This window comes from Endozoicomonas sp. ALD068 (assembly GCF_049310145.1).
Lineage (GTDB): Bacteria > Pseudomonadota > Gammaproteobacteria > Pseudomonadales > Endozoicomonadaceae > Endozoicomonas_A.
Genome location: NZ_JBLYNU010000004.1, coordinates 4,200,039 through 4,223,340 on the forward strand (window position 1 = coordinate 4,200,039; position 23,302 = coordinate 4,223,340).

At 48.3% G+C, this 23,302-nt stretch carries 17 protein-coding genes and 3 rRNA genes; 7 read left to right on the forward strand and 13 right to left on the reverse strand.

Annotated features, from left to right (window positions below):
* Positions 1-161: 161 nt before the first annotated feature.
* Positions 162-1,679 (reverse strand): IS1182 family transposase, encoded by a 1,518-nt coding sequence (locus ACO6V5_RS14715; protein ID WP_422132798.1) that lies wholly within the window; start codon positions 1,677-1,679, stop codon positions 162-164.
* A 259-nt stretch (positions 1,680-1,938) separates the two neighbouring features.
* On the opposite strand from ACO6V5_RS14715, the gene ACO6V5_RS14720 reads away from it, so the two are divergent.
* Entirely contained in the window at positions 1,939-2,682 is a 744-nt protein-coding gene (locus ACO6V5_RS14720) for a PDDEXK nuclease domain-containing protein (protein ID WP_422442170.1), read from the forward strand.
* Here the strand turns inward: ACO6V5_RS14720 and ACO6V5_RS14725 are convergent.
* The gene (locus ACO6V5_RS14725; protein WP_422442168.1) at positions 2,661-4,295 is read right to left on the reverse strand and encodes an IS1634 family transposase; all 1,635 of its coding nucleotides are present in this window, start codon (positions 4,293-4,295) and stop codon (positions 2,661-2,663) included. The genes ACO6V5_RS14720 and ACO6V5_RS14725 overlap by 22 nt on opposite strands.
* 85 nt (positions 4,296-4,380) lie before the next feature.
* Between ACO6V5_RS14725 and ACO6V5_RS14730 the strand changes: the two genes are divergently transcribed.
* Positions 4,381-4,728 (forward strand): PDDEXK nuclease domain-containing protein, encoded by a 348-nt coding sequence (locus ACO6V5_RS14730; RefSeq protein ID WP_422413764.1) that lies wholly within the window; start codon positions 4,381-4,383, stop codon positions 4,726-4,728.
* Between the two features lie 109 nt (positions 4,729-4,837).
* Here ACO6V5_RS14730 and ACO6V5_RS14735 read toward each other — a convergent pair whose 3' ends face one another.
* Entirely contained in the window at positions 4,838-5,965 is a 1,128-nt protein-coding gene (locus ACO6V5_RS14735; protein ID WP_422413766.1) for a branched-chain amino acid ABC transporter substrate-binding protein, read from the reverse strand.
* A gap of 231 nt (positions 5,966-6,196) precedes the next feature.
* On the opposite strand from ACO6V5_RS14735, the gene ACO6V5_RS14740 reads away from it, so the two are divergent.
* Positions 6,197-6,319 (forward strand): hypothetical protein, encoded by a 123-nt coding sequence (locus ACO6V5_RS14740; protein ID WP_422136975.1) that lies wholly within the window; start codon positions 6,197-6,199, stop codon positions 6,317-6,319.
* A 104-nt stretch (positions 6,320-6,423) separates the two neighbouring features.
* On the opposite strand, the gene rpiA is transcribed toward ACO6V5_RS14740, so the two are convergent.
* Entirely contained in the window at positions 6,424-7,095 is a 672-nt protein-coding gene (rpiA, locus tag ACO6V5_RS14745) for a ribose-5-phosphate isomerase RpiA (protein WP_422139926.1), read from the reverse strand.
* A gap of 188 nt (positions 7,096-7,283) precedes the next feature.
* Here rpiA and ilvA point away from each other — a divergent pair, with 188 nt between their 5' ends.
* Both ilvA and ACO6V5_RS14755 read left to right on the forward strand, forming a co-directional pair.
* Entirely contained in the window at positions 7,284-8,798 is a 1,515-nt protein-coding gene (gene ilvA, locus ACO6V5_RS14750; RefSeq protein WP_422413768.1) for a threonine ammonia-lyase, biosynthetic, read from the forward strand.
* A 553-nt stretch (positions 8,799-9,351) separates the two neighbouring features.
* Positions 9,352-10,248 (forward strand): hypothetical protein, encoded by an 897-nt coding sequence (locus tag ACO6V5_RS14755; RefSeq protein WP_422413770.1) that lies wholly within the window; start codon positions 9,352-9,354, stop codon positions 10,246-10,248.
* On the opposite strand, the gene ACO6V5_RS14760 is transcribed toward ACO6V5_RS14755, so the two are convergent.
* The 9 genes from ACO6V5_RS14760 to ftsY all read right to left on the reverse strand — a co-directional run bounded on the left by ACO6V5_RS14760 (position 10,245) and on the right by ftsY (position 22,036).
* Positions 10,245-10,382, reverse strand: coding sequence for a hypothetical protein (locus ACO6V5_RS14760; protein ID WP_422413772.1), 138 nt, complete (start codon positions 10,380-10,382; stop codon positions 10,245-10,247). The genes ACO6V5_RS14755 and ACO6V5_RS14760 overlap by 4 nt on opposite strands.
* 539 nt (positions 10,383-10,921) lie before the next feature.
* A 5S ribosomal RNA gene (rrf, locus tag ACO6V5_RS14765) occupies positions 10,922-11,037 on the reverse strand.
* 210 nt (positions 11,038-11,247) lie between these two features.
* A 23S ribosomal RNA gene (locus ACO6V5_RS14770) occupies positions 11,248-14,730 on the reverse strand.
* A 344-nt stretch (positions 14,731-15,074) separates the two neighbouring features.
* A 16S ribosomal RNA gene (locus tag ACO6V5_RS14775) occupies positions 15,075-16,631 on the reverse strand.
* The 16S, 23S and 5S rRNA genes sit together here, the layout of an rRNA operon.
* A gap of 522 nt (positions 16,632-17,153) precedes the next feature.
* Positions 17,154-17,354 (reverse strand): hypothetical protein, encoded by a 201-nt coding sequence (locus ACO6V5_RS14780; RefSeq protein ID WP_422413810.1) that lies wholly within the window; start codon positions 17,352-17,354, stop codon positions 17,154-17,156.
* 587 nt (positions 17,355-17,941) lie between these two features.
* Positions 17,942-18,808 carry an RNA polymerase sigma factor RpoH gene (rpoH, locus tag ACO6V5_RS14785; protein ID WP_422139923.1) on the reverse strand — a complete coding sequence of 289 codons (867 nt, stop codon included), beginning with the start codon at positions 18,806-18,808 and terminating at the stop codon, positions 17,942-17,944.
* 188 nt (positions 18,809-18,996) lie between these two features.
* Entirely contained in the window at positions 18,997-20,037 is a 1,041-nt protein-coding gene (ftsX, locus tag ACO6V5_RS14790; RefSeq protein WP_422413808.1) for a permease-like cell division protein FtsX, read from the reverse strand.
* Positions 20,038-20,039: 2 nt separating this feature from the next.
* Positions 20,040-20,708, reverse strand: a complete 669-nt coding sequence (ftsE, locus tag ACO6V5_RS14795) for a cell division ATP-binding protein FtsE (protein WP_422136967.1) — start codon at positions 20,706-20,708, stop codon at positions 20,040-20,042.
* A 32-nt stretch (positions 20,709-20,740) separates the two neighbouring features.
* Positions 20,741-22,036 (reverse strand): signal recognition particle-docking protein FtsY, encoded by a 1,296-nt coding sequence (gene ftsY / locus ACO6V5_RS14800; protein ID WP_422413805.1) that lies wholly within the window; start codon positions 22,034-22,036, stop codon positions 20,741-20,743.
* Positions 22,037-22,290: 254 nt separating this feature from the next.
* Between ftsY and rsmD the strand changes: the two genes are divergently transcribed.
* Both rsmD and ACO6V5_RS14810 read left to right on the forward strand, forming a co-directional pair.
* A complete protein-coding gene (rsmD, locus tag ACO6V5_RS14805; RefSeq protein WP_422413803.1) occupies positions 22,291-22,887 on the forward strand; it encodes a 16S rRNA (guanine(966)-N(2))-methyltransferase RsmD in 597 nt (198 codons plus the stop codon).
* Positions 22,888-22,902: 15 nt separating this feature from the next.
* Complete coding sequence (locus ACO6V5_RS14810; RefSeq protein ID WP_422136964.1) at positions 22,903-23,085, forward strand: DUF1289 domain-containing protein; 183 nt, start codon at positions 22,903-22,905, stop codon at positions 23,083-23,085.
* The last annotated feature ends 217 nt before the right edge of the window (positions 23,086-23,302 follow it).

The window sequence follows — 23,302 nt, forward strand, 5'->3', positions numbered from 1 at the left end:
CATAACAGATAAGCCTATTCTCGGTCAGGCTCCTAGGAGCCTGACCGAGAATAGCGCAACCAGACCAACAGAAGTTTTCCCAAATCTTAAAATGAGCAAAAAATATCCAATTATTAGTGGGATTTTGCTCATTTTTGCATATTTATGCCTTCTCACAGCCTCTATGCTGCCTTTTTAGCCTCTTTCAAATCTTCAAGACGGATTGACCTCGTGGAAGCCGCTTTTACAAATTTTTTGATATTATGCGCAGTGCATACCAGTGAAAATTCCGCTGAAACTTTTTCTTTGCCGCGGAGACTGAACCCTCGGAAACCAGATTCTTTTATCTGTCCAAATGGTGGCTCCGCAATAACTTTACGACGCTCATATATGGCTTTCGCACCGGCTGTCTCCATTTTCTTATTCATAGCCTGACGTGCTTTTTCAAACTTATCGGTACGGATAACCCTGCCAGCCTCTTTCTTTGAATCACTGCAATTCCGACGATAAGGGCATTCCCTGCATACCGTCTTGTTTGCCCGGTAGCTTTTTCTTTTGCTTTTGCTGGCCGGGTTCGTTACCAGCTTTTCCCCTGCCGGACAGATAAATACATCAGCTTCGGAATCATACGCAAAATCCGCTTTGACAAACTTCCTGTCAGAGCTTTCAAGGTCGTCAGCGGCAGGCTTCTCCGCCTTGTCGGTTGCGATATAGGCATCAATCTCATGTCGCTCGACTGTATGTAAGTTTGACCCTGAGAAGTAACCATTATCCATACTCCACTTATCTACAGCCGCGCCATCAGTGGCTCCTGATAATGCCCTCAGCGCCGGCTCCACTTCCTGTACATCGTTGGCGTGTTGGCTGACATGCTGGCCAACAATGATCTGGTTATCGGAATCAACTGTAATTTGAGCATTGTAGCTGTACTCACAATACCCCTTCTTGCTCATCACGCGGGCATCGTGATCTGCAAAACTGATCTGCTTTTTGTCGTCTATTGGTTTGTCTGGATTTAAAGCTTTTTCACGTTCTTCAAGTGCTTTCTTGGCCTCTTTGATTTTTTTCAGGCGCTCTTCTTTAAACTGGAGGTCTTCAGGAATGCTGTAACCATTGGTTGCTTTGTAGGCGTCATCTTCTTCCTGATCACACTGACTGGCTTTTTTGATCAGCTCATCCACTTCGGCACTGAGTTCTGCCTCTTTCGCTTTGAGCCTCCCGTAGCTCATGGCCTTGTGTTTTGAGCTGTTGGCTTTGAACTTGGAGCCGTCCAGGCTGATATGACCCAGTGATGCCATTTTGAGTTCAATGGCCAGTTTGACTGACTGTTTGAAGCAGTCATGGAAAAACGACAGATTATCCTTACGAAAGTCACCAAGAACCCTGAAATTCGGGCAGTTCATTTGTGAGATATACATGAACGCCAAGTCTTGTCGACACCGTCGCTCAATCTCACGGGAACTGAAAACACCATGGCTGTATGCGTAGATCAGAATAGCGACAATGAGCTTTGGAGGGTATGCGTGCTGACCAAGGTGGTGATATTTTTTTTCGACTTCAGACGTATTAATGTTCTGAAAAATGCTTTCATAAATAAAACAATCATGATCTTTGGGAAGCAAATCGAAAACGTTGGTTGGGAACAGCAGATGCTGATCAAACTCAACAGGACTGTCCTTAAACTTTGGTGGTGGTGACATTTGGCATAATCAGAGTTGGTTTAAGGCTTATCATAACAGATAAGCCTATTCTCGGTCAGGCTCCTAGGAGGCTGACCGAGAATAGCGCCCGTAGCGAGGACGGCAGAAAATTGAGGATGAAAATTCGGTTTTGTGAGGAGAATAGCGAGCTATTTTACGAACAAAAGCGGATTTTCAGACCAATTTGCTGCCGCCGCAGTAGGGCAGTCTATTCTCGGTCAGCCTCCTAGGTTTCAGCGATGCCAAAAAAGGTTCGTGCATGAGCAAACAAAAAAACACCGTCAACCTAAGCCTGAACGGCGAGTACAAAAACTGGCTGAAAACCTTGAAGCAGAAGGTACTGTCAACTCAGCTTAAAGCCGCTGTTCAGGTGAATTCGACCTTACTGGCTTTTTACTGGGAACTGGGGGAAGACATTGTTCGTCGACAGGCTCAGGCTAACTGGGGTGAAGGCTTCCTGAAACAACTCAGTAAGGACTTAATGTCGGATTTCCCTGAAATTAAGGGGTTTTCGGAGCGAAATCTTAAATATATTCGCCAATGGTTTCTTTATTACTCCGGGGAGCAGGCAATTGGGCAACAGCTTGTTGCCCAATTAACACAGGTACCCTGGGGACATAATTTGCAAATTATCAGCAAGTGTAAAAGTGTTCCAGAAGCCCTGTATTACGTGAGAAGTACCATTGAGCACGGTTGGAGCCGAAGCGTACTCACTCACCAGATAGAAAGCGGCCTCTGGCAGCGAGATGGACAAGCCGTCAGTAACTTTAGTGCCACCCTGCCAGCCGTACAATCTGACATGGCGCAAGAAGCTCTGAAAGACCCTTATGTATTTGATTTTCTCGCCCTGACCCAAAACTACAACGAACGTGAGCTTGAGAAAGGTTTGACTGAGCATATCACCCAGTTTTTGCTGGAATTAGGGGCTGGATTTTCTTATATGGGCAAACAATTTCATATACCCGCCTTTCACCACCCCTATCAGGAATACATGGACTCGTAAAAAATGCCCAAAATTTGAATGATCGTCCACTGCCTTTCCTTCAAACCAACCACATGTTCCTCCTGATTATTGACCGTTAATACACTAAGCCCCTGAAAACAGAAAAATACCCATCTTGCTGTTGGGTTCTGGCAGGGCTTTTTTTTCTGGTCTGGAAATACACGACTTTGCTTTTTCAGTTCCTGCCTGATTCTGTGCTGGATAGCAGCATAGACCATCAGGCACAGAGTCATCACCATTAACAGGGCTTCAATACGTTCCGCTTTCTTCAAATAGAGCGAAGAGACCAGAAAGTCCGGGCTCTTCAGGAACCGAAAGCCGCCTTCAACTTTTTGTTGCGACTTATAGATAGACAACAGCTCAGAGGCATTCAAACTATTTTTATCCAGCTCATTGGTGCTTAGGATAAAACAACCCAGTGAGGCCTCTGCATGCTCCCTCTTCCCGCAGGAAACAAAGCATTCAGCCTGCACAAAGTACTCGAAGTGATCAGGCTTGCTATCCGGCGATGGTCTTCCTTTGCCCGAATAGCAGGGTTTACAGATAACCTCAGGCTCTGTTTCGCTTTGGCAAAGTTTCGATTGTTTCTGCCACAAGGCAAAAGCCTTCAATGCATCGTCCCGGCACAAAAAGGCCTTTTTGCTCAGCTTCTCCAGATCACGGGCCTCTTTCAATGACTGTTTTTGCATCTTTCGGGTCAGTGTTTTCCGTTCACTAAGCCCGCGCTTTTTGTTGAGAAACAGGAACCATCGTTGTTGAACCCCTCCGTAGCAGGAAGGCACTTCAGCTGAGTAATAATCTTCATAGCCTTCAACAGGCTCCAGCGACATGGTTGGCGCTTTGCAGACCAGCTCCTTTGCCTCCTTGATGTTCAGGGGCACCCGGGAGATAAACAGCTGCTTTTGCTCATCAAGCAACTGAAGGGTTTCTGCAACATACATGGCAGCATCAGCAACCAGATAGCGGCTATTCAAAGCGGCCTTAAAACATGACAGATGATTTTTGATAATTTCCTGAAAACAGGTTTTGTCGTTTACATTACCGCTGGCAGGGGCCATAAACACAGGGATGCCCGCCTGATTTTCAGTCATTAACTGCAAGACTACCTGATTCAGGTCAGGCCGGTGGTCACGGCTGTAACCTTGGCAGATATGAATACAATTTAAGTCGTCTGGATTGTCATGACTGTTATAGACTCCATCCACATGAAAGCTGGTGCCATCCAGATTTAATGCCTTGCAAGGAAGTTTCAGATGATTGACGACCTTGACGGCCAGATTGAGATACAAGTCGCTAACACCAGCGTCGTACAAACTGTCGAGAGCCCGACCAAGTACCTTGTCGTTCAAGTGTTCGGCCTGTATACCTTCCCCGATAAGGCGGTCAATCGGCTTATCCTCAAAAAACTCAGGGAGCATGTACAGAGTTTGCCCCGTAAAGCCCAAGCCATTGATGATCATTGCAACTACAGCTTGTCCAATAGTGACATTACGAACATCGGAGTCATTTGTGATACGGGCATCAATGTATTCGGCTATCTTTAACTCCCGACACATAGCGGCAACCAAGCCAAGGTGGTTGAGGTTCTTAGACTGGTATTGAGCTTGAGGCATGTTGGTGCACCTGAATGTCTGTTTATTTCTTTGACAACAGATTTTAGGCAAATATCAATCGGGGTGGTGAAAGGCAGATATACAGGTGGGACAACGGGATTTTTATATTGACCTGCTGTTTTACCATGTCCGGTTACATTGTTATGTGGTGGTTGAGCTGAAGACGGTAGATTTTGAACCGGAACATGCAGGCAAACTGAATTTTTATATCAGGGCCGTGGACGAACAACTGCGTAAAGAGGGCGATACGCCCACCATTGGCATTCTGCTGTGCAAGAACAAGGACAAACTTGTGGCAGAGTACTCTCTCAGTGATATGCAAAAGCCTATTGGCGTCTCGGAATACCAGCTCACTCAATCACTGCCGGAAAACTTGCAATCGCAACTACCCAGCGTGGAAGACATTGAACAGGGATTGGGAACTAAAAGATGAGACAGAAGCAGACCGACAACTGAACATTTCAGCGTCGGCCTATGCAAGCTATTCCCTGTAATGAAAATACCATCACAGTTACAGTCGACGGTATTTCCCGATCGGACTCTTATTTTGAAGCCTCAGACTTGGTACCGTCAGCGTGCCATTCGTAAACGACAAAACTGAAGTCTTTCAGGTCTCCCTTGCCATCGAAGGCCAGGTTGCCTGTTGGCGTACTGAAGGTGTTTGAACGCAGAACGTCGGCTACTTCTTCAGGGCTTTCACTCTTGGTCAGTTCCATGCCTTCAGCCATAACCTGAACAGCAGAATAGGAAGGGAATACGAAAGGACCGGATGAATCTTCACCTTTTGCCTCGAAGGCGGCTACCAGTTTGGCGTTGGCAGGGTCCTGATCAAAACTCTTCGGCAGTGTCACGAGCAAACCTTCTGAAGCCTGACCGGCAATGGCTGAAATATCCTTGTTGCCCACACCTTCAGGCCCCATGAATTTAGCCTTCAAACCCTTTTCTGCGCTTTGACGCAGAATCAGGCCCAGTTCAGGGTGATAGCCACCGTAGTAAACAAAATCGACATCTTCTTTCTTCAACTTGGCAATGAGCGCTGAAAAGTCTTTGTCACCTGAAGTAACACCTTCAAAAACAGCCACATCAATACCGGCTTTTTCAACCGTATTCTTAACGGCTGTAGCAATGCCTTCACCATACTGTTGCTTGTCATGGATAACTGCCATACGCTCTGGCTTTATGCTCTCTACGATGTAGTTACCCGCAGTGGGTCCCTGCAGGCTATCGAGTCCAATTGTGCGGAATATCAGCTCATATCCACGACTGGTGATCTCCGGACTGGTGGAGGCGGGGGTGATCATCAGGATACCTTCATCTTCATAGATGTCGGTGGTAGGCTGGGTAGAAGCGGAACACAGATGCCCTACGACAAAACGGATATCGTCATTTACGATTTTGTTGGCAACCGCTACGGCCTGTTTGGGATCACAGGCATCGTCATAGACTACCGCTTCCAGCTGCTTACCATTGACGCCCCCCTGTTGGTTAATTTGCTCTACGGCCATCTTCGCACCGGTGAATTGCATATCACCATACTGGGCTACAGGACCTGTTACCGGGCCAGCCAGAGCAATTTTTATCGTGTCGGCGGCCTGAGCCAGACCGGAAGCCCCTGTTACGGCTGCAGATACCGCCAGAGCGGCCAGAGTTTTGTTCATTTTTCTTATCATGCTGTAGTTCTCTTGGAATGGAATTAATTCCATTTTCTCATTATCTAAATCCTTCTTTCTCTCGAAAAGTTATATTAAGGATTTTTTTCAGTCATAACAGCTTTTTTTCCAAACTTTTTTCTTCGACTTTTGTCTAAATCTATACGAACGTCTTAAGGCGGCAGAGCTATCACAGACCTAGAGTGAAAGCATTAAGGGAATACTCTTAACAAGGATGTAAGGAGAAGCAGTATGGATACGAATCAACATAATACTCAGGATAATGAACTGAAAACCGGCGAACTGATTATATTGTCACTTTCTTTAGGGAGCGTTCTGGCTTCGCTTCACTTCTTTTTGAACACCATTTTCTGACAACCATGGATTCAGGAAATCTTTGTTGTCCCATATTGGTGACAAATAATATTTCATAATAGAGGTCAGGGGAAATGGCCGGGTTTACACCCGGCCCAGGTTATTTAAGCCCTGATGGTTTTAACCCCTTCCGCAGTGCCCAGAAGCAACACATCAGCAGATCGCGCCGCAAACAATCCATTGGTTACGACTCCCACAATCTGGTTGATCTTTTCTTCAAGACCCATGGCGTCAGTGATCTCCAGATTCCATACATCCAGAATGATATTACCATTATCAGTCATAACCCCTTCACGGTAAGCGGGGTCACCACCCAATTTAACCAATTCACGGGCAACATGACTGCGAGCCATGGGAATAACCTCGACAGGAAGCGGGAATTCACCCAGCACGTCTACCAGCTTGCTCTCGTCTGCAATACAGATAAACTCTTTCGCCACTGCAGCCACAATCTTTTCCCTTGTCAGGGCTGCTCCACCGCCTTTGATCAGGTGCAGGCGATTGTTAGACTCGTCAGCCCCGTCAATATAAAAGCGCAGTTCACTGATACTGTTCAGGTCATAAACCGGAATCCCGTGCTGTTTCAGACGATCAGCAGAAGCCTCTGAACTGGCTACGCAACCATCAAAACTGTTTCTGTGTTCTGCCAGAGCATCAATAAAGAAATTGGCCGTGGAACCAGTGCCAATACCGATAATCATATCTTCTTCCAGATGAGGGAGGATCCGCTGCAATGCAGCCTCGGCAGTCGCCTTCTTCAGCTCGTCCTGGGTCATGTCTCTACCTTGCGGTCATGTACAATGAAGCCAGGGATTATACCCCCGGAAACGATCCCCCGCTGAACTAAATACTTCAAATTCCGTATAACCTTTTGTTACTTGAAAACGATAAAAGATTGTTTCTTGTACACATGCCTGTTTAGAATCAGTCCAACCAAGATAAGTTATTACAAAAGTGAAGTCCCATGCCTCATCAGTACATAAGAATGATTCTCGAAGCCAAAGTTTATGATGTGGCGATTGAGACTCCTATTCATGAGGCTCCTTTTCTCAGCAAGCGTTTGAATAATCAGGTTTTTCTGAAGCGAGAAGACCTGCAACCCGTATTCTCATTTAAAATCCGGGGCGCTTATAACAAGATGGCCCAGTTAACCGCTGAAGAAAAAGCCCACGGAGTGACCTGTGCTTCTGCCGGCAATCATGCCCAGGGCGTGGCCATGGCAGCCAAGACCATGGGAATTGAAGCCGTTATCGTGATGCCCGGCACCACCCCTGAAATAAAGTACAAAGCCTGCGAGGCCAGAGGAGCCAAGGTCATCCTTCATGGTGATACCTTTGATCAGGCACTGGCTTACTCCATGAAACTCGTTGAAGAACAGGGCTATACCTTTATTCATCCTTATGATGATCCCTACACTATCGCCGGTCAGGGCACGATCGGTATGGAAATTCTGCGTCAGCATTCCGGTCAGCTCGATGCGGTTTTTGTACCCGTCGGCGGAGGTGGTTTGGCCGCAGGCATAGCGACCTATATCAAGTATCTGCGCCCTGATGTCAAAGTCATCGGTGTTGAGTATGAAGAATCTGCCTGTCTGAAAGCAGCTCTGGAAGCTGATGAGCGAGTGACCTTGCCCCATGTGGGTCTTTTTGCTGACGGCATTGCTGTGGCTCAGATCGGCGAAGAAACCTTCAAGCTCTGCCGGAAATACATTGATGAAGTGATCACGGTCAGCTCTGATGAAATATGCGCATCCATCAAGGATATCTTTGATGATACCCGTTCGGTTTGTGAGCCTGCCGGTGCGGCAAGTGTGGCTGGCCTGAAAAAATATGTCAGCGAGACAGGTGCCAGCAATCAGAAACTGATGGCTATAGCCAGTGGCGCCAATATCAACTTTGATCGTCTGCGTTATGTTTCCGAACGTGCGGAATTAGGTGAGAAGCGAGAAGCGATCATCGCTGTCACCATCCCTGAACAACCCGGCAGTTTCAAAAAATTCTGTGAAACCCTTGGTAAAAGGAATATCACCGAATTCAACTATCGCTTCCACGACCCCAAAAATGCCCGAATCTTTGTAGGTGTCCAGGTTCATCCTGATCAAATGCCCATTGATAATCTGACCCAAGAGTTGCAAGAGAAAGGTTATCCGGTAGAGAACCTGACCGACAACGAGATGGCTAAGTTGCATGTTCGTCACATGGTAGGCGGCCATAGTAAAGCTGTGAAGGATGAGGTGGTTTATTGTTTTGAATTCCCGGAACGTCCGGGTGCCTTGCTCAACTTCCTGAACAAATTGGGTGACCAATGGAACATCAGTATGTTCCACTACCGGAATCACGGCGCTGCCTATGGCCGTGTTGCTGTCGGTCTGGAAGTACCAGAAATGGAGAGACCACACATCGCAAAATTTCTGGCTGAGCTGGACTATTACTACTGTGAAGAAACGGATAACAAGGCTTATCAGGCGTTTTTGGGGTGATGACCCGCTGAGATGCCGGGTTTATTATCCAGGACTCAATTTCTCTCAGGAACAAAGCATTGGATAACCGGGATAGGGCGAAGCCTCACAGCTACGCTCCTCCCACAACACCCAGTATACGGGTCCGTACTGGGCGTTTCGGTCAGTTAAGCAGCCAATAATCTAATCAAACCTAATTCATCGAACCAACTATTCGGCAATGCTAAGTGCAGCGCAGGACTCCGGCATACTCGCAACTGCCCTTTGCTAGATCCTACCGTCTGTCTCGTCAGTTCATCACTGACTCCCCGCCTTCTCAGCTCCGCATAACGCTTCGGACTTTTCTCCCATTGACACCAAAGCATAGTCTCGTTGGAATACAATTACTCAAGTATTATTACCATGGTCGTGATACCACTTGGCACACCTAGTAGCATCTGGTGCATCGGCAGACTGCCAGACTAAAGGGTAATACTGCCACTCATTGTTATATTGGCTGACCATTTTGTTATGAACTTTATATAGGGTTGTGACTCCGAACAACATCAATCAATAAAAGAAAAGGAGTTGCATCATGACGACACCGGTCAGCAATATTTCAAATAAAAGATTGCTCCCAACAACAGATATGGCTTCAACACAAAACCCGTACAATTCACAAACATCTGGAGCAACGTGTTATAACAGGTCTGTGGAGTGTTTAGAGCCATCAGTATCTATAAAAATTGATAGATCCAAAAAAAGAGAGACTGCTTTCGCTGGGTTTCATGAGAGAGGCTTGAAGAATAGAGTGGTATTAAAGCATATCCCTTTTGAAATAGACGGCACTGTGTTTAATTATATCGATGGCAATAAAAGAGATGATGAGCTGGCAAAAAAAATGATTGACATTAGTGACGACAGGCCAAAAAGCTCTTTCACTTTTAATATCAAAACACAAAATGGCAATCACGACTATGCACCTTCACATCTATGGCAAAAGCAATTCTTAAAATGTGTAAACTCAGGATTGCAGATTTATTTCGATGATTGCCCTCCAGATAGATTAGTCCCTTTCTTAGGAAATAAGACAGTTGCTGAGATTTATAAAGGTAAAAAAATCCCAGCAACTTGCTATCAGTTTGTGAACTTTATGGAGTTTAATTCAACTTCATTTCTAGATAAATTCCGCAACGAGTATACAAACTTAAAAACTTTAGATACAAACAATCAATTCACTCCTATTGCAATTTTAAAAAACAACGATCCCGTTCATACATTTATTCACATTGGAGATAATGTTTGCATAGGTAAACTGGGGGACGGGAATATTTTTTTCCATACTGCTGAAGATATATTGAGTCATTATCAGGAATCTTTTGAAACTCCTTTGCGTTTGGCGATTGCAAATATTCAACCTTTACAGTTGTGTGGCAACCAACGTCACACTCACTGGCAAAGTCAAGCGCAGCACACAGCTTCGGGTGATTAAGATCCGGCCTTATTGCGTTTAACTCGCTGTAAGGCTCTTGTTAAATTATTGGGGTTGGTGATACGTTCCATCAGGCTCGTACCACCCGCCGGGCTTTCGTAATCCTGTGATACCGACACGACCTCAGCTCTCATAGCCTCGCAGCCTCCGTTTCCGCCGTGACCACTTGGTATGAGTTCCAGTGTTTGCTGGACTTGTCTGCGTCCGGTGTATCGAATGACAAAAACTACTCACCACTCTTTACCGTTCGGGCCTTTACTGACATACGCCAGCTACTATGCCGTCTGCTGACTTCTGTGTAGCGATCAGGACACCTTAGATGACCTCAGTCTGAAATGTCAGACACTACACAGACCTCCCGAGGTAAGTCACACCGCCTTCACTGAACAACTGCCGGATCTACTGCCTGAATGTCCGGATGAGTATGGGACTTCGTTATCAATTGCTAACTCGTCCCGACGCAGACAGCCTCATATCCGATTTCTGTTCGTCAGCTCGCAGTTTTGCTCCACACTGCCTTCAGCCTGCACCTCGCGATACAAACCTTGTGTTTCGCTAACCCTTCGCCCTCATCTGGCTGAGCAGGGGACTTTCACCCCCAAGCTGTGCAACATGCTCGACACACAGCAAAAACCCCGGTCAATCTCTCAACCGGGGTTTTGCTTTATTCAATGCCTGGCGATGACCTACTCTCACATGGGGAAACCCCACACTACCATCGGCGATGTGTCGTTTCACTTCCGAGTTCGGGATGGGATCGGGTGGTTCCAACACTCTATGGTCACCAGGCAAAACTGGTCGAGCCGTTGGCTCTCGAGCTGGAAGCTTTAAGCTGGAGGCTTGAAGCTGTTTCTCGAAAACTAAGGCTCTGGAATCCAAATCTCTTTTAAGCTGTGTCGTCTATTCTTGCTCAACACTCTCGTTCACTGTGTACGGCTTCAAGCTTCCAGCTTCCAGCTTTTGCTGGCAGCTTCGCTGCGCAAATCGCTTTGGCGTTATATGGTCAAGCCTCTCGAGTCATTAGTACGGGTTAGCTCAACGCCTCACAACGCTTACACACCCCGCCTATCAACGTCATAGTCTTTAACGTCTCTTATGGGCCTTACGGCCAGGGAAGTCTCATCTTGAAGGGGGCTTCCCGCTTAGATGCTTTCAGCGGTTATCCCGTCCGAACTTAGCTACCGGGCAATGCGTCTGGCGACACAACCCGAACACCAGTGGTTCGTCCACTCCGGTCCTCTCGTACTAGGAGCAGCTCTCCTCAAACTTCCAACGTCCACGGCAGATAGGGACCGAACTGTCTCACGACGTTCTAAACCCAGCTCGCGTACCACTTTAAATGGCGAACAGCCATACCCTTGGGACCGGCTTCAGCCCCAGGATGTGATGAGCCGACATCGAGGTGCCAAACACCGCCGTCGATGTGAACTCTTGGGCGGTATCAGCCTGTTATCCCCGGAGTACCTTTTATCCGTTGAGCGATGGCCCTTCCATTCAGAACCACCGGATCACTATGACCTACTTTCGTACCTGCTCGAGATGTACCTCTCGCAGTCAAGCTGGCTTGTACCATTACACTAACCGCACGATGTCCGACCGTGCTTAGCCAACCTTCGTGCTCCTCCGTTACTCTTTGGGAGGAGACCGCCCCAGTCAAACTACCCACCACACAATGTCCCCGATCCTGCTAAAGGACCTGGGTTAGAACCTCAATATTGCCAGGGTGGTATTTCAAGGTTGGCTCCATGCAGACTGGCGTCCACACTTCAAAGCCTCCCACCTATCCTACACAAGCAACATCAAGATCCACTGTGAAGCTGTAGTAAAGGTTCACGGGGTCTTTCCGTCTAGCCGCGGATACACTGCATCTTAACAGCGATTTCAATTTCACTGAGTCCTGGGTGGAGACAGCGTGGCCATCGTTACGCCATTCGTGCAGGTCGGAACTTACCCGACAAGGAATTTCGCTACCTTAGGACCGTTATAGTTACGGCCGCCGTTTACCGGGGCTTCGATCAACCGCTTCTCTTGCGATAACAGCATCAATTAACCTTCCGGCACCGGGCAGGCGTCACACCGTATACGTCCACTTACGTGTTAGCACAGTGCTGTGTTTTTAATAAACAGTCGCAGCCACCTGGTATCTTCGACCCCCTTCAGCTTACGGAGCAAGTCCGATCACCAAAAGGGGCGCACCTTCTCCCGAAGTTACGGTGCCATTTTGCCTAGTTCCTTCACCCAGGTTCTCTCAAGCGCCTTGGTATTCTCTACCTGACCACCTGTGTCGGTTTCGGGTACGGTCCCTTTTGACCTGATGCTTAGAAGGTTTTCCTGGAAGCCTGGCATCAACCACTTCCCCACCTTGGTGGGTTCGTCATCAGTTCTCGGCTTTGTGAACCCGGATTTGCCTGAGTCCACAGCCTACGACCTTAAACAGGGACAACCATCGCCCTGCTGGCCTAGCCTTCTCCGTCACTCCATCGCAGTCAAAAGGGGTACAGGAATATTAACCTGTTTCCCATCGATTACGTCTTTCGACCTCACCTTAGGGGCCGACTCACCCTGCGCCGATTAGCGTTGCGCAGGAACCCTTGGTCTTCCGGCGAGGGAGCCTCTCACTCCCTTTATCGTTACTCATGTCAGCATTCGCACTTCTGATACCTCCAGCCCACCTTCCGGTGAACCTTCAACGGCTTACAGAACGCTCCTCTACCGGTTCAGTTGTCAGTTTGCAGTTGTCGGTTGTCAGTTTGAACTGAGTTATTTAAAACTCTCGTGCAAACTAACCAACATCTTACTGACTTGGTTGTATTCGGTTTTGAGGTCTTGCCATTGCTGATCGTCAATGTAATTGACGATCAAGGCAGTACCTTAACCAAACTCTCATTTCGTCAGATGATCCGATAGCCATCAATATGAACCTTCGAAACTCTGCTTTTGAGATGATCAGTTTCCCATGTCCTTCAGCAATATTTGCACAGATTCCTTTACTGGCTCTGCGCATCTGATCAGCAAGTTCATGCATTTGTTCAATTCTCGGAAATTCCAGCGAGAGCTTGTGAACTTTCAAAGAAAGCTTATAGGCCCGTTGAAATACTTCTAAATCTTCAAATCGCTGCATACTTACTTCTCATACTGCCAACTGACAACTGTAAACTGACAACTGAACCCCGTAGCTTCGGTGAATAGTTTGAGCCCCGTTACATCTTCCGCGCGAGCCGACTCGACCAGTGAGCTATTACGCTTTCTTTAAAGGGTGGCTGCTTCTAAGCCAACCTCCTGGCTGTCTGGGCCTTCTCACATCGTTTCCCACTTAACTATTACTTTGGGACCTTAGCTGACGGTCTGGGTTGTTTCCCTTTCCACGACGGACGTTAGCACCCGCCGTGTGTCTCCCGTGATTGCACTCATCGGTATTCGGAGTTTGCATGGGGTTGGTAAGCCGGGATGGCCCCCTAGCCCAAACAGTGCTCTACCCCCGATGGTGAGACACGAGGCGCTACCTAAATAGCTTTCGAGGAGAACCAGCTATCTCCGGGCTTGATTAGCCTTTCACTCCTATCCACAAGTCATCCCCTGGCTTTTCAACGACAGTGGGTTCGGTCCTCCAATCAGTGTTACCTGATCTTCAACCTGCTCATGGATAGATCGCCCGGTTTCGGGTCTATTCACTGCGACTGGACGCCCTGTTAAGACTCGCTTTCGCTACGGCTTCCCTATACGGTTAACCTTGCCACAGAAAATAAGTCGCTGACCCATTATACAAAAGGTACGCAGTCATCAGTGGCCAGTTGTCAGTTGTCGGTGGTCAGTTTTGTTCAGCGTCAATTTCAACACCTCTGCAAATCTGCCCGTATTTTCCAACTTGACGACCTGGTAATCAGTCATCTGCTGTCGCTTGCCTACTGGCAACTGACAACTGACAACTGACCACTGACTCCCACTGCTTGTACGTACACGGTTTCAGGTTCTATTTCACTCCCCTCAACGGGGTTCTTTTCGCCTTTCCCTCACGGTACTGGTTCACTATCGGTCAGTCAGGAGTATTTAGCCTTGGAGGATGGTCCCCCCTTGTCTCCGAAAAGACGGTTCAGACAACATTTCACGTGTGCCGTCCTACTCGATTTCACAATCAATGGCTTTTCGCGTACGGGGCTATCACCCACTATGGCCACACTTTCCAGAGTGTTCCGCTAAACCAAAAATTGCTTAAGGGCTGCTCCCCGTTCGCTCGCCGCTACTGGGGGAATCTCGGTTGATTTCTTTTCCTCCGGGTACTTAGATGTTTCAGTTCCCCGGGTTCGCCTCCTAAACCCTATGTATTCAGGTTAAGGATACTCACTTGTGTGAGTGGGTTTCCCCATTCGGACATTCCTGGATCAACGCCTGTTTATCGGCTCCCCAAGACTTTTCGCAGATTACCACGTCCTTCATCGCCTCTGACTGCCAAGGCATCCACCGTGTACGCTTAGTCACTTGACCATATAACCCAAAACGATCTCTTCGAGATCTCAGTTGTCAGTTGTCGGTGACCAGTGGTCAGTCGATTCGTGGCAACTGATGGTTATAGGCAATAACTACCTTTAACGATCTTCAGTAACCGGCAACTGTCAACTGACAACCGGCCACTGACACGCCCTACACTTGAGAGTGTCTCAGCAAGAATTTCATTAAAAGACCAAAGTCTTTTAAATCAACTCAGCTTATTTAAGTTTGGATTCCACATTGTTAAAGAACAAAACTAACAACTGCCAACTGACCACCGTCAACTGACAACTGATAATCAAACAATTCGTGTGAACGCTTATGGAAGGTCGGTCTTCGTTTAAGGAGGTGATCCAGCCCCAGGTTCCCCTAGGGCTACCTTGTTACGACTTCACCCCAGTCATGAATCACTCCGTGGTAACCGCTCTCCCGAAGGTTAAGCTAGCTACTTCTGGAGCAACCCACTCCCATGGTGTGACGGGCGGTGTGTACAAGGCCCGGGAACGTATTCACCGTGACATTCTGATTCACGATTACTAGCGATTCCGACTTCATGGAGTCGAGTTGCAGACTCCAATCCGGACTACGATGCACTTTCTCAGATTAGCTCCACCTCGCGGCTTGGCAACCGTCTGTATGCACCATTGTAGCACGTGTGTAGCCCTGGCCGTAAGGGCCATGATGACTTGACGTCGTCCCCACCTTCCTCCGGTTTGTCACCGGCAGTCTCCCCAGAGTGCCCACCCGAAGTGCTGGTAACTGAGGATAAGGGTTGCGCTCGTTGCGGGACTTAACCCAACATCTCACGACACGAGCTGACGACAGCCATGCAGCACCTGTCACTGCGTTCCCGAAGGCACCAAACTATCTCTAGTAAGTTCGCAGGATGTCAAGGCCAGGTAAGGTTCTTCGCGTTGCTTCGAATTAAACCACATGCTCCACCGCTTGTGCGGGCCCCCGTCAATTCATTTGAGTTTTAACCTTGCGGCCGTACTCCCCAGGCGGTCTACTTATCGCGTTAGCTGCGTCACCAGAAATGCAAGATCCCCGACGACTAGTAGACATCGTTTACGGCGTGGACTACCAGGGTATCTAATCCTGTTTGCTCCCCACGCTTTCGTACCTCAGCGTCAGTGTCAGACCAGAGTGTCGCCTTCGCCACTGGTGTTCCTTCCTATATCTACGCATTTCACCGCTACACAGGAAATTCCACACTCCTCTTCCGCACTCTAGCTTGCCAGTTTTGGGTGCCGTTCCCAGGTTGAGCCCGGGGCTTTCACATCCAACTTAACAAGCCGCCTACGCACGCTTTACGCCCAGTAATTCCGATTAACGCTCGCACCCTCCGTATTACCGCGGCTGCTGGCACGGAGTTAGCCGGTGCTTCTTCTGCGAGTAACGTCACAGCTCAAGGGTATTAACCTTGAACCTTTCCTCCTCGCTGAAAGTGCTTTACAACCCTAGGGCCTTCTTCACACACGCGGCATGGCTGCATCAGGCTTGCGCCCATTGTGCAATATTCCCCACTGCTGCCTCCCGTAGGAGTCTGGGCCGTGTCTCAGTCCCAGTGTGGCTGATCATCCTCTCAGACCAGCTACGGATCGTCGCCTTGGTAGGCCTTTACCCCACCAACCAGCTAATCCGACGCAGGCTCATCCGATAGCGCAAGGTTCCGAAGAGTCCCCTGCTTTCCCCCCTCTTCCGAAAAAGAGTAGGACGTATGCGGTATTAATCCGGATTTCTCCGGGCTATCCCCCACTACCGGGCAGATTCCTACGTGTTACGCACCCGTCCGCCGCTCGTCAGCAACCAGCAAGCTAGTTCTGTTACCGCTCGACTTGCATGTGTTAGGCCTGCCGCCAGCGTTCAATCTGAGCCATGATCAAACTCTTCAGTTTAAATCGCCTGTCAGCTGTCCCGAAGAACAAGCTAACTGCTCAATCTTTGCAATTAAACGTACATGAATTACAGGTATGTTCGCTTGCTTGATCAGCATTTAAATCATTCCAGAGCAAAGCTCTGTTGACCGATGCCATTCGCACAAGCGCCCACACGAATTGTCTGATAATTTGTTAAAGAACTGGATTAAAACAAGAAGGTTTTAACCGGCTGATTCAGCGGTCAGCGCTGTTCAGCGAGGCCGCTATCTTACCGCGACCGTTTTTGTTGTCAAGTGCTTGTTTTCTAAGTCACTTTTCAACTTACCAAGACCGCATTCGTTCACTCAGTGAGCGTTGCGTTTCTGTCTCAGCGGCGGTGCATTCTACGCTGTTCGATCCGATTGTCAATCACCGTTTTAAACGTTGTTGCAATGGATCGTTGCGTGCCCGTTAAGAGCCATGCCCCGATCAGTGGAGGCGCATTATACGCAGCTTCAGAGGCAGGTCAACGAGTTATTTCAAAGCGACTGAAAGCCCACTTCATTCTTCATTAAACAGATCAAACTTCAAAGGTTGTTTAAAACGCTCTTTTAGTGCTTTAACGATTTTGGAGCTGGCTTTAACATCCATTCTTTCGATATGAACCAATGAGCGTCCTCTGGACTCCTTCTCATAGATCAACTCTTTAATACGTCTTTCCAGAAATACCTTTCTTAATGCTTTTTTTCTCAGAGATTTCAATCTATTCCTGAAGCGGCCACAACTCTCTTTGTGCCACAGTGTATTTATCACTCTCAGACAGGTCAAAGTCCGGAAAAAACGTTTCCTGAAATATTAATAAAGGGTTAGGCCTTACAAGACAGCCCGATGCACTTTTGGATATGACCGAACTAATCAGTTCCCCTTGATGCGTGCCTGTACCCATAATTTAACAGGGCCATCAGCTCGGCGAGAAAGGACTTTTTCTCACGCCTTGGCCAGTGAACGCATTGAATCAGAGGCCAGAGCTTCGTTTCTTAATTACAGCTCTTTCCTTTTGGCCTGCAGACTTCCGGCTTTTGCCTTTAAGTCGTCAGGTTTCGTTATGATAACAAAAAAGCCGGACAGTCTCTGAGCTACTTTTTTAGGACTTTTAGAGGGCCCCCGACTGGAAGAAGGCGTTCCTGAATGTTCAATCATCGCTTCATCCTGAATTGTTACGCCCTCTTATTATTCAAGGGGCTTTATCAAGGAACTATGGATAACAAGCCCCTGCTCTATGTTTATTCACCCCAAAACGAAAACACCCGCAATCAAGTGCGGGTGTCTGCGAAATAACAAGTGCCTGTCTAGCCAGACCGAGCCTCCATCGAACCTTTAACCTTCTTCATCGCATTTTTTTCCAGCTGTCTGATTCGCTCAGCTGATACGCCATAGTGTTCTGCCAGCTCATGAAGAGTTGCTTTATCCTCATTAAGCCATCGCCTCTGAAGAATATCCCGACTGCGCTCATCGAGTGTTGCCAGAGCATTTCTCAGCAGGTTCACTGAAGAGTCGGACCAATCCGAGTCTTCCAAAAGTCTCGCCGGATCCGCTCTCTGGTCTTCCAGATAGTGGGCAGGCGCTACGGAGGTGCTGTTCTCGTCGCTGTCGTCCGAATAACCATCGAAGGCTGTGTCGTGACCAGCCATTCGACCTTCCATTTCACGAACCACTTTGGCCTCAACACCCAGGTCATTGGCAACAGCCTTAACTTCATCATTACTGAGCCAGGAAAGGTGTTTTTTGGAGCTGCGAAGATTAAAAAACAACTTGCGCTGTGCCTTGGTGGTCGCCACCTTTACAATACGCCAGTTCTTCAGGATAAACTCATGGATTTCGGCCTTCACCCAATGCACTGCAAAAGAGACCAGACGAACACCCACTTCCGGGTTGAACCGTTTTACGGCTTTCATCAAGCCTACATTCCCTTCCTGGATCAGGTCAGCCAGAGGAAGTCCGTACCCACCATAGCTCCTGGCTATATGAACCACAAAACGCAGGTGAGACATAACCAGCTGACGGGCAGCTTCCAGATCGTTCTTGTAGTAGAGGCGCTCTGCCAGACTCTTTTCCTGCTCAGCAGACAACACAGCAATAGCACTGACTCCCGTAACGTAGGCATCAATATTTTGCCCCGGGACTAAGATATCAACTGGCTGTATACTGGTTCCCATAATCCACTCCGGTTGAGTGCCAAATTAGCACTCGACTTAGTTCAAACTCCAAATACCCATACCGTAACAAAGACAACAGACTGGCTTTCAATTGAATAATAACAAAAATCGAGCCTACTGACCTGAGCAACTTTACGCTCTTTTACGATAAAAAAACTACAAGGAAAAGGCTAAACTTGCCAAACCCTCTACCAAGGCTGCACTTCTATTGTCCGTACATGACGATAGCAGCTCATTGCTGCACCTGCCACTCCCAGAAAAACACCCGAGACCAATAATGAAAAAAACATCGCAAAGCCAGGCCCTACCGGCGTAAAGCTGCTGCCATACAATGCAGCGAGCTCCAAAACTCCTGACATCAAACCAGCAAGCACAGCAAGTATAATCAGCAGAGCCAACAAAGCACCTCCCAGCCCATACCACACTCCCATGTAAAGGAATGGCAATGTGACAAAGCCATCGGTTCCACCCACCAGCTTGATCACTTTGATTTCAGCCCTGCGACTCTCAACGCTGAGACGTACAGTATTACCTATCGTCAGCAGTACAATAATCCCGAGAAGCACTGATAGTATGACGGTAAAACGCTCCAACAATTGCGTCATAGACTGAAGTCGCTCAATCCATTCCTGATCCAGCCGAGCTTCCATTACTCCTTCTTTGACCTGATATTTTTTCATTAGTTCACTGAGATGCTCAGAATTTAACCCTTCCCGGGGTGTAAGCTCCAGAACCCCCGGCAGAGGATTGAAGCCCAGGGCATCAATAACCCCTTTCATCTGGGCCCTCTCCTGAAATTCATTCAGCCCTTCATCCGGACTGATATAAAGGAACTGCTCAATGTCCGGATCATCTCTGGCTTCAACCCTGAGGCGATTGATCTGGTCACGCCCCAGCTTGTTTTCAAGATAGAGAGAAATTCTGGGCTGACCTTCCCAGTCATGACCCAATAACTGCAGATTGTTGGACAAAAGTACAAGAATCGCAGGTAGCGCAAAAGCCACCGCAATCATCAGACAGTTCAGAAAGGAAGCAAAAGGTGTCTTGACGATACGAACTAATGAATCACCTGCCACCTGTCGGTGCAGGCTTTTCAGGTAAGCCATTGAGAAGCCTGTTGCCTTTTTTCTGGCCGCCCCTCTTTCAGCATCATTGTCTTTAGGCGTCCCAGTCTCGGGCTGTTTTTTCCGACTACCGTCTTCGTTTCTGACACTTTTTCTTGGAAACACGCCTAATGCACCTCCTGATCGTTAACCAGATGCCCTTGATCCAGAGTCAAAATGCGGTGGCGCATACGGGCTACCAGTGCCAGATCATGACTGGCAACCAGAACCGTAACGCCTACCTGGTTAAAGTTTTCAAACAGCTGCATGATTTCAGCGGACAGATTAGGGTCGAGATTACCGGTTGGCTCGTCGGCCAGTATCAGAGGAGGCCGGTTAACAACCGCACGAGCCAAACCCACACGCTGCTGCTGACCGCCGGAAAGCTGAGCCGGATTCATTTTCTCTTTTTTCAGAAGCCCCACCATATCCAGGGCAGCCCTGACCCGCCCCGCACATTCATGGTAAGTGTACCCGGCAATGATCAGAGGTAAGGCAACGTTATCAAACACAGATCGATCAAAGAGCAGCTGATGATCCTGAAAAACCAGGCCTATATTTCTGCGAAAATAAGGAATCTGGCCACGCCCCAGCTTGCTGGTCTCGTGTCCTCCTACCCATATGCTACCGGTGGTTGGTTGCTCCATCAGCATGATGAGTTTCAGCAGAGTACTCTTACCGGCTCCGGAATGGCCAGTAAGAAAAGCAATTTCACCCCGATGCAGATGAAAGCTGGTCTGTTCCAGCCCCACATGCCCTCCGGGATAACGCTTGGTGACATTGTCAAAGCGTATCATTCAGGACTTCCCTGCTACTCTTTTTTCATGGTTTAAGGCTCAACCGGATCGAACAGAGCTTCTACAAACTCATCGGCAGAGAAAGGCCTCAGGTCGTCTATCTGCTCACCCACCCCCAGGAAACGGAGCGGTAGCTGCATCTGTTTGGACAGGGCAAAAACAACTCCACCCTTGGCAGTTCCATCAAGCTTGGTGAGCGCCATACCCGTCAGGTTCACCGCTTCGTGGAATATTTTGGCCTGATTGAGCGCATTCTGCCCTGTGCCTGCATCCAGAACCAGCAGCACTTCGTGGGGAGCTGAAGCATCCAGCTTACCCAAAACCCGCTTAACTTTGCGCAGCTCGTCCATCAGGTTATCTTTGTTGTGCAGGCGACCGGCTGTGTCGGCAATCAAGACATCTACCCCACGAGCTTTGGCTGCTTCAAAAGCATCATAGAGCACAGAGGCACTATCAGCACCGGTATGTTGGGCAATCACGGGGATATCGTTTCGTTCACCCCAGACCTGCAGCTGTTCCACAGCAGCGGCCCGGAAAGTATCACCAGCAGCCAGCATCACTTTACGACCTTCAGACTGAAGCTTGCGTGCTACTTTACCGATCGTTGTCGTCTTGCCGACGCCATTAACGCCCACAACGAGAATAACAAAGGGCGTTTTCTGGTCATCAATAACCAAAGGCTGGTCAGCAGGCTTGAGAATTTCCTTAAGTTCAACCTTCATCGCAGAGATCAGCGCGTCGGCGTCACCCAGCTCACGGTATTTCACTTTTTTGGTCAGTTTCTCGATAATTTCCGTCGTGGCTTCAACGCCTACATCCGATATCAGAAGCTGTGTTTCCAGCTCTTCCAGCAGATCTTCGTCGATTTCTTTTTTACCAACAAAGATTTCCGCAACACCATCAACAAAGGCGCTGCGAGTCTTGCCAAGACCGCGCTTCATGCGAGCAAAGAAGCCCTTCTTCTCGTCCTGAGGCTCGTCCCTTTCTGCAACCACAGGTGGAGTAACAGTACTTTCAGCTTGCGGAGCTTTTATGGCTTCTGCCGTTGGGAATGTCTGCTCCCGGGGGTCTTCCTCAGTCACTTCAAGCGGGTGCTCATGCACAGGCTCAGCCTGAACAGGTTCGATAGAAACGATCTCTTCTGCTGACTCTACAATTGCCTTTTCGACTTCTGCCCGAACAATTGTCTCGTGGAGGGCTGCTGTCGGCTCAGTTTTCGGACTCTCATCTATAACCGGGGCAGGCTCGCTCTGTTTCTCTTCTTTGCGTCCCCAGGGCCAAAAACGTCGCTTCGCCGTTTTCTCATCACTTTTGCGAGAACCGAACATAAACTACTTCATCAGAATGGATTAAAAGGGTCACCGTATTAAAGCAGGTGGGTCTCAGGAAGCTAATCAAGAGCAATTAAAATGCCTGACAGCCTTCCGGAACTGTGTATCCTATCTTACAGCCATGAACGAATGAAGCTTTTTAAAATTAAAATAGTTCCAGCAAGGTAAGGGTATCTCCTCAGAAACCATGGTTATCTCATTCGGCAACTGATGTACAATCGCTGCCTCAATGCCATCAACCGGAGTGATCAATGGCGCGAAGAGCAGCCTTCAGGCATGGCCTTAATAATAAAGGTGGCGGACAATTAAGAATCATTGGCGGGCAGTGGCGCAGCCGCAAGCTGCCTGTCGCTGATCTTCCGGGCTTGCGCCCCACCTCAGATCGTGTGAGAGAAACCCTGTTTAACTGGCTGGCGCCCTGTGTTCCGGGTGCCAGTGTTCTTGATTGTTTCAGTGGAACTGGCGCTCTATCCCTTGAGTCTCTCTCTCGTGGCGCCAGGGAAGCCACCCTGCTTGAGGCAGCTGCCGAGGCGGCCTCACTCCTTAGCAAAAATCTGAAAGCCCTTCAGGCAGAAAATGCCAGAGTCATTCGCACCGACAGTCTGATATGGCTACAGCATGTGGCAGACAAGACATTCGACCTGATCTTTCTGGACCCTCCATTCAGACAGGGATTACTGAAAGAGACATGTCATCTGCTTGATAAAAATGGATACATTCACAGCAACACCCTTATTTACATTGAGGTAGAAAGAGAACTATCTCCTCTGCCCGTACCTTCAAACTGGACCATTACGAAAACCAAAAACGCAGGTCAGCTAAGTTACTACCTGTTAAGTGTCGAGTGAGTTTAAGCTACAAAAATGATGAGTAAAGTAGAGTCTCCCTGCATTCGCCAATGCGCACTTAACGAAGATCAGGTTTGTACCGGCTGTTTTCGAAGCCGGGCAGAAATTGCCCGATGGAGCCGGGCCAACCAGGATGAACAGAAAGAGATTGTTTTCAATGCTCAAAAACGCTCCGAAGCTCAAAATCACCACCCCTGATAAAAGCGACTTATGTCGCTTTTAATCAAGATTTTATCCCAATGCTTCTGCCAGAGACTCTGTCGCTGAATTGAGCCACTCACCCTGACCATCACAGCCACCATTCGCTATAAACCAAAAGCAGCTGAACAATCGATACAAACCCTACCATTCGAAAACAACATCAGTCACATGGTAGTGGACTTAACCTATCGTTCTAGGTAACCTTCACACCGCC

Bases quoted from the DNA above. Each gene is read 5' to 3' on its own strand.
- ACO6V5_RS14810 (WP_422136964.1), top strand. From the start codon at position 22,903: ATGATGAGTAAAGTAGAGTCTCCCTGCATTCGCCAATGCGCACTTAAC.
- ftsE (WP_422136967.1), bottom strand. From the start codon at position 20,708: ATGATACGCTTTGACAATGTCACCAAGCGTTATCCCGGAGGGCATGTG.
- rpiA (WP_422139926.1), bottom strand. From the start codon at position 7,095: ATGACCCAGGACGAGCTGAAGAAGGCGACTGCCGAGGCTGCATTGCAG.
- ACO6V5_RS14715 (WP_422132798.1), bottom strand. From the start codon at position 1,679: ATGTCACCACCACCAAAGTTTAAGGACAGTCCTGTTGAGTTTGATCAG.
- ACO6V5_RS14735 (WP_422413766.1), bottom strand. From the start codon at position 5,965: ATGATAAGAAAAATGAACAAAACTCTGGCCGCTCTGGCGGTATCTGCA.
- rpoH (WP_422139923.1), bottom strand. From the start codon at position 18,808: ATGGGAACCAGTATACAGCCAGTTGATATCTTAGTCCCGGGGCAAAAT.
- ilvA (WP_422413768.1), top strand. From the start codon at position 7,284: ATGCCTCATCAGTACATAAGAATGATTCTCGAAGCCAAAGTTTATGAT.
- ACO6V5_RS14760 (WP_422413772.1), bottom strand. From the start codon at position 10,382: ATGAGAGCTGAGGTCGTGTCGGTATCACAGGATTACGAAAGCCCGGCG.
- rsmD (WP_422413803.1), top strand. From the start codon at position 22,291: ATGGCGCGAAGAGCAGCCTTCAGGCATGGCCTTAATAATAAAGGTGGC.
- ACO6V5_RS14725 (WP_422442168.1), bottom strand. From the start codon at position 4,295: ATGCCTCAAGCTCAATACCAGTCTAAGAACCTCAACCACCTTGGCTTG.
- ACO6V5_RS14755 (WP_422413770.1), top strand. From the start codon at position 9,352: ATGACGACACCGGTCAGCAATATTTCAAATAAAAGATTGCTCCCAACA.
- ACO6V5_RS14740 (WP_422136975.1), top strand. From the start codon at position 6,197: ATGGATACGAATCAACATAATACTCAGGATAATGAACTGAAAACCGGC.
- ACO6V5_RS14720 (WP_422442170.1), top strand. From the start codon at position 1,939: ATGAGCAAACAAAAAAACACCGTCAACCTAAGCCTGAACGGCGAGTAC.
- ftsY (WP_422413805.1), bottom strand. From the start codon at position 22,036: ATGTTCGGTTCTCGCAAAAGTGATGAGAAAACGGCGAAGCGACGTTTT.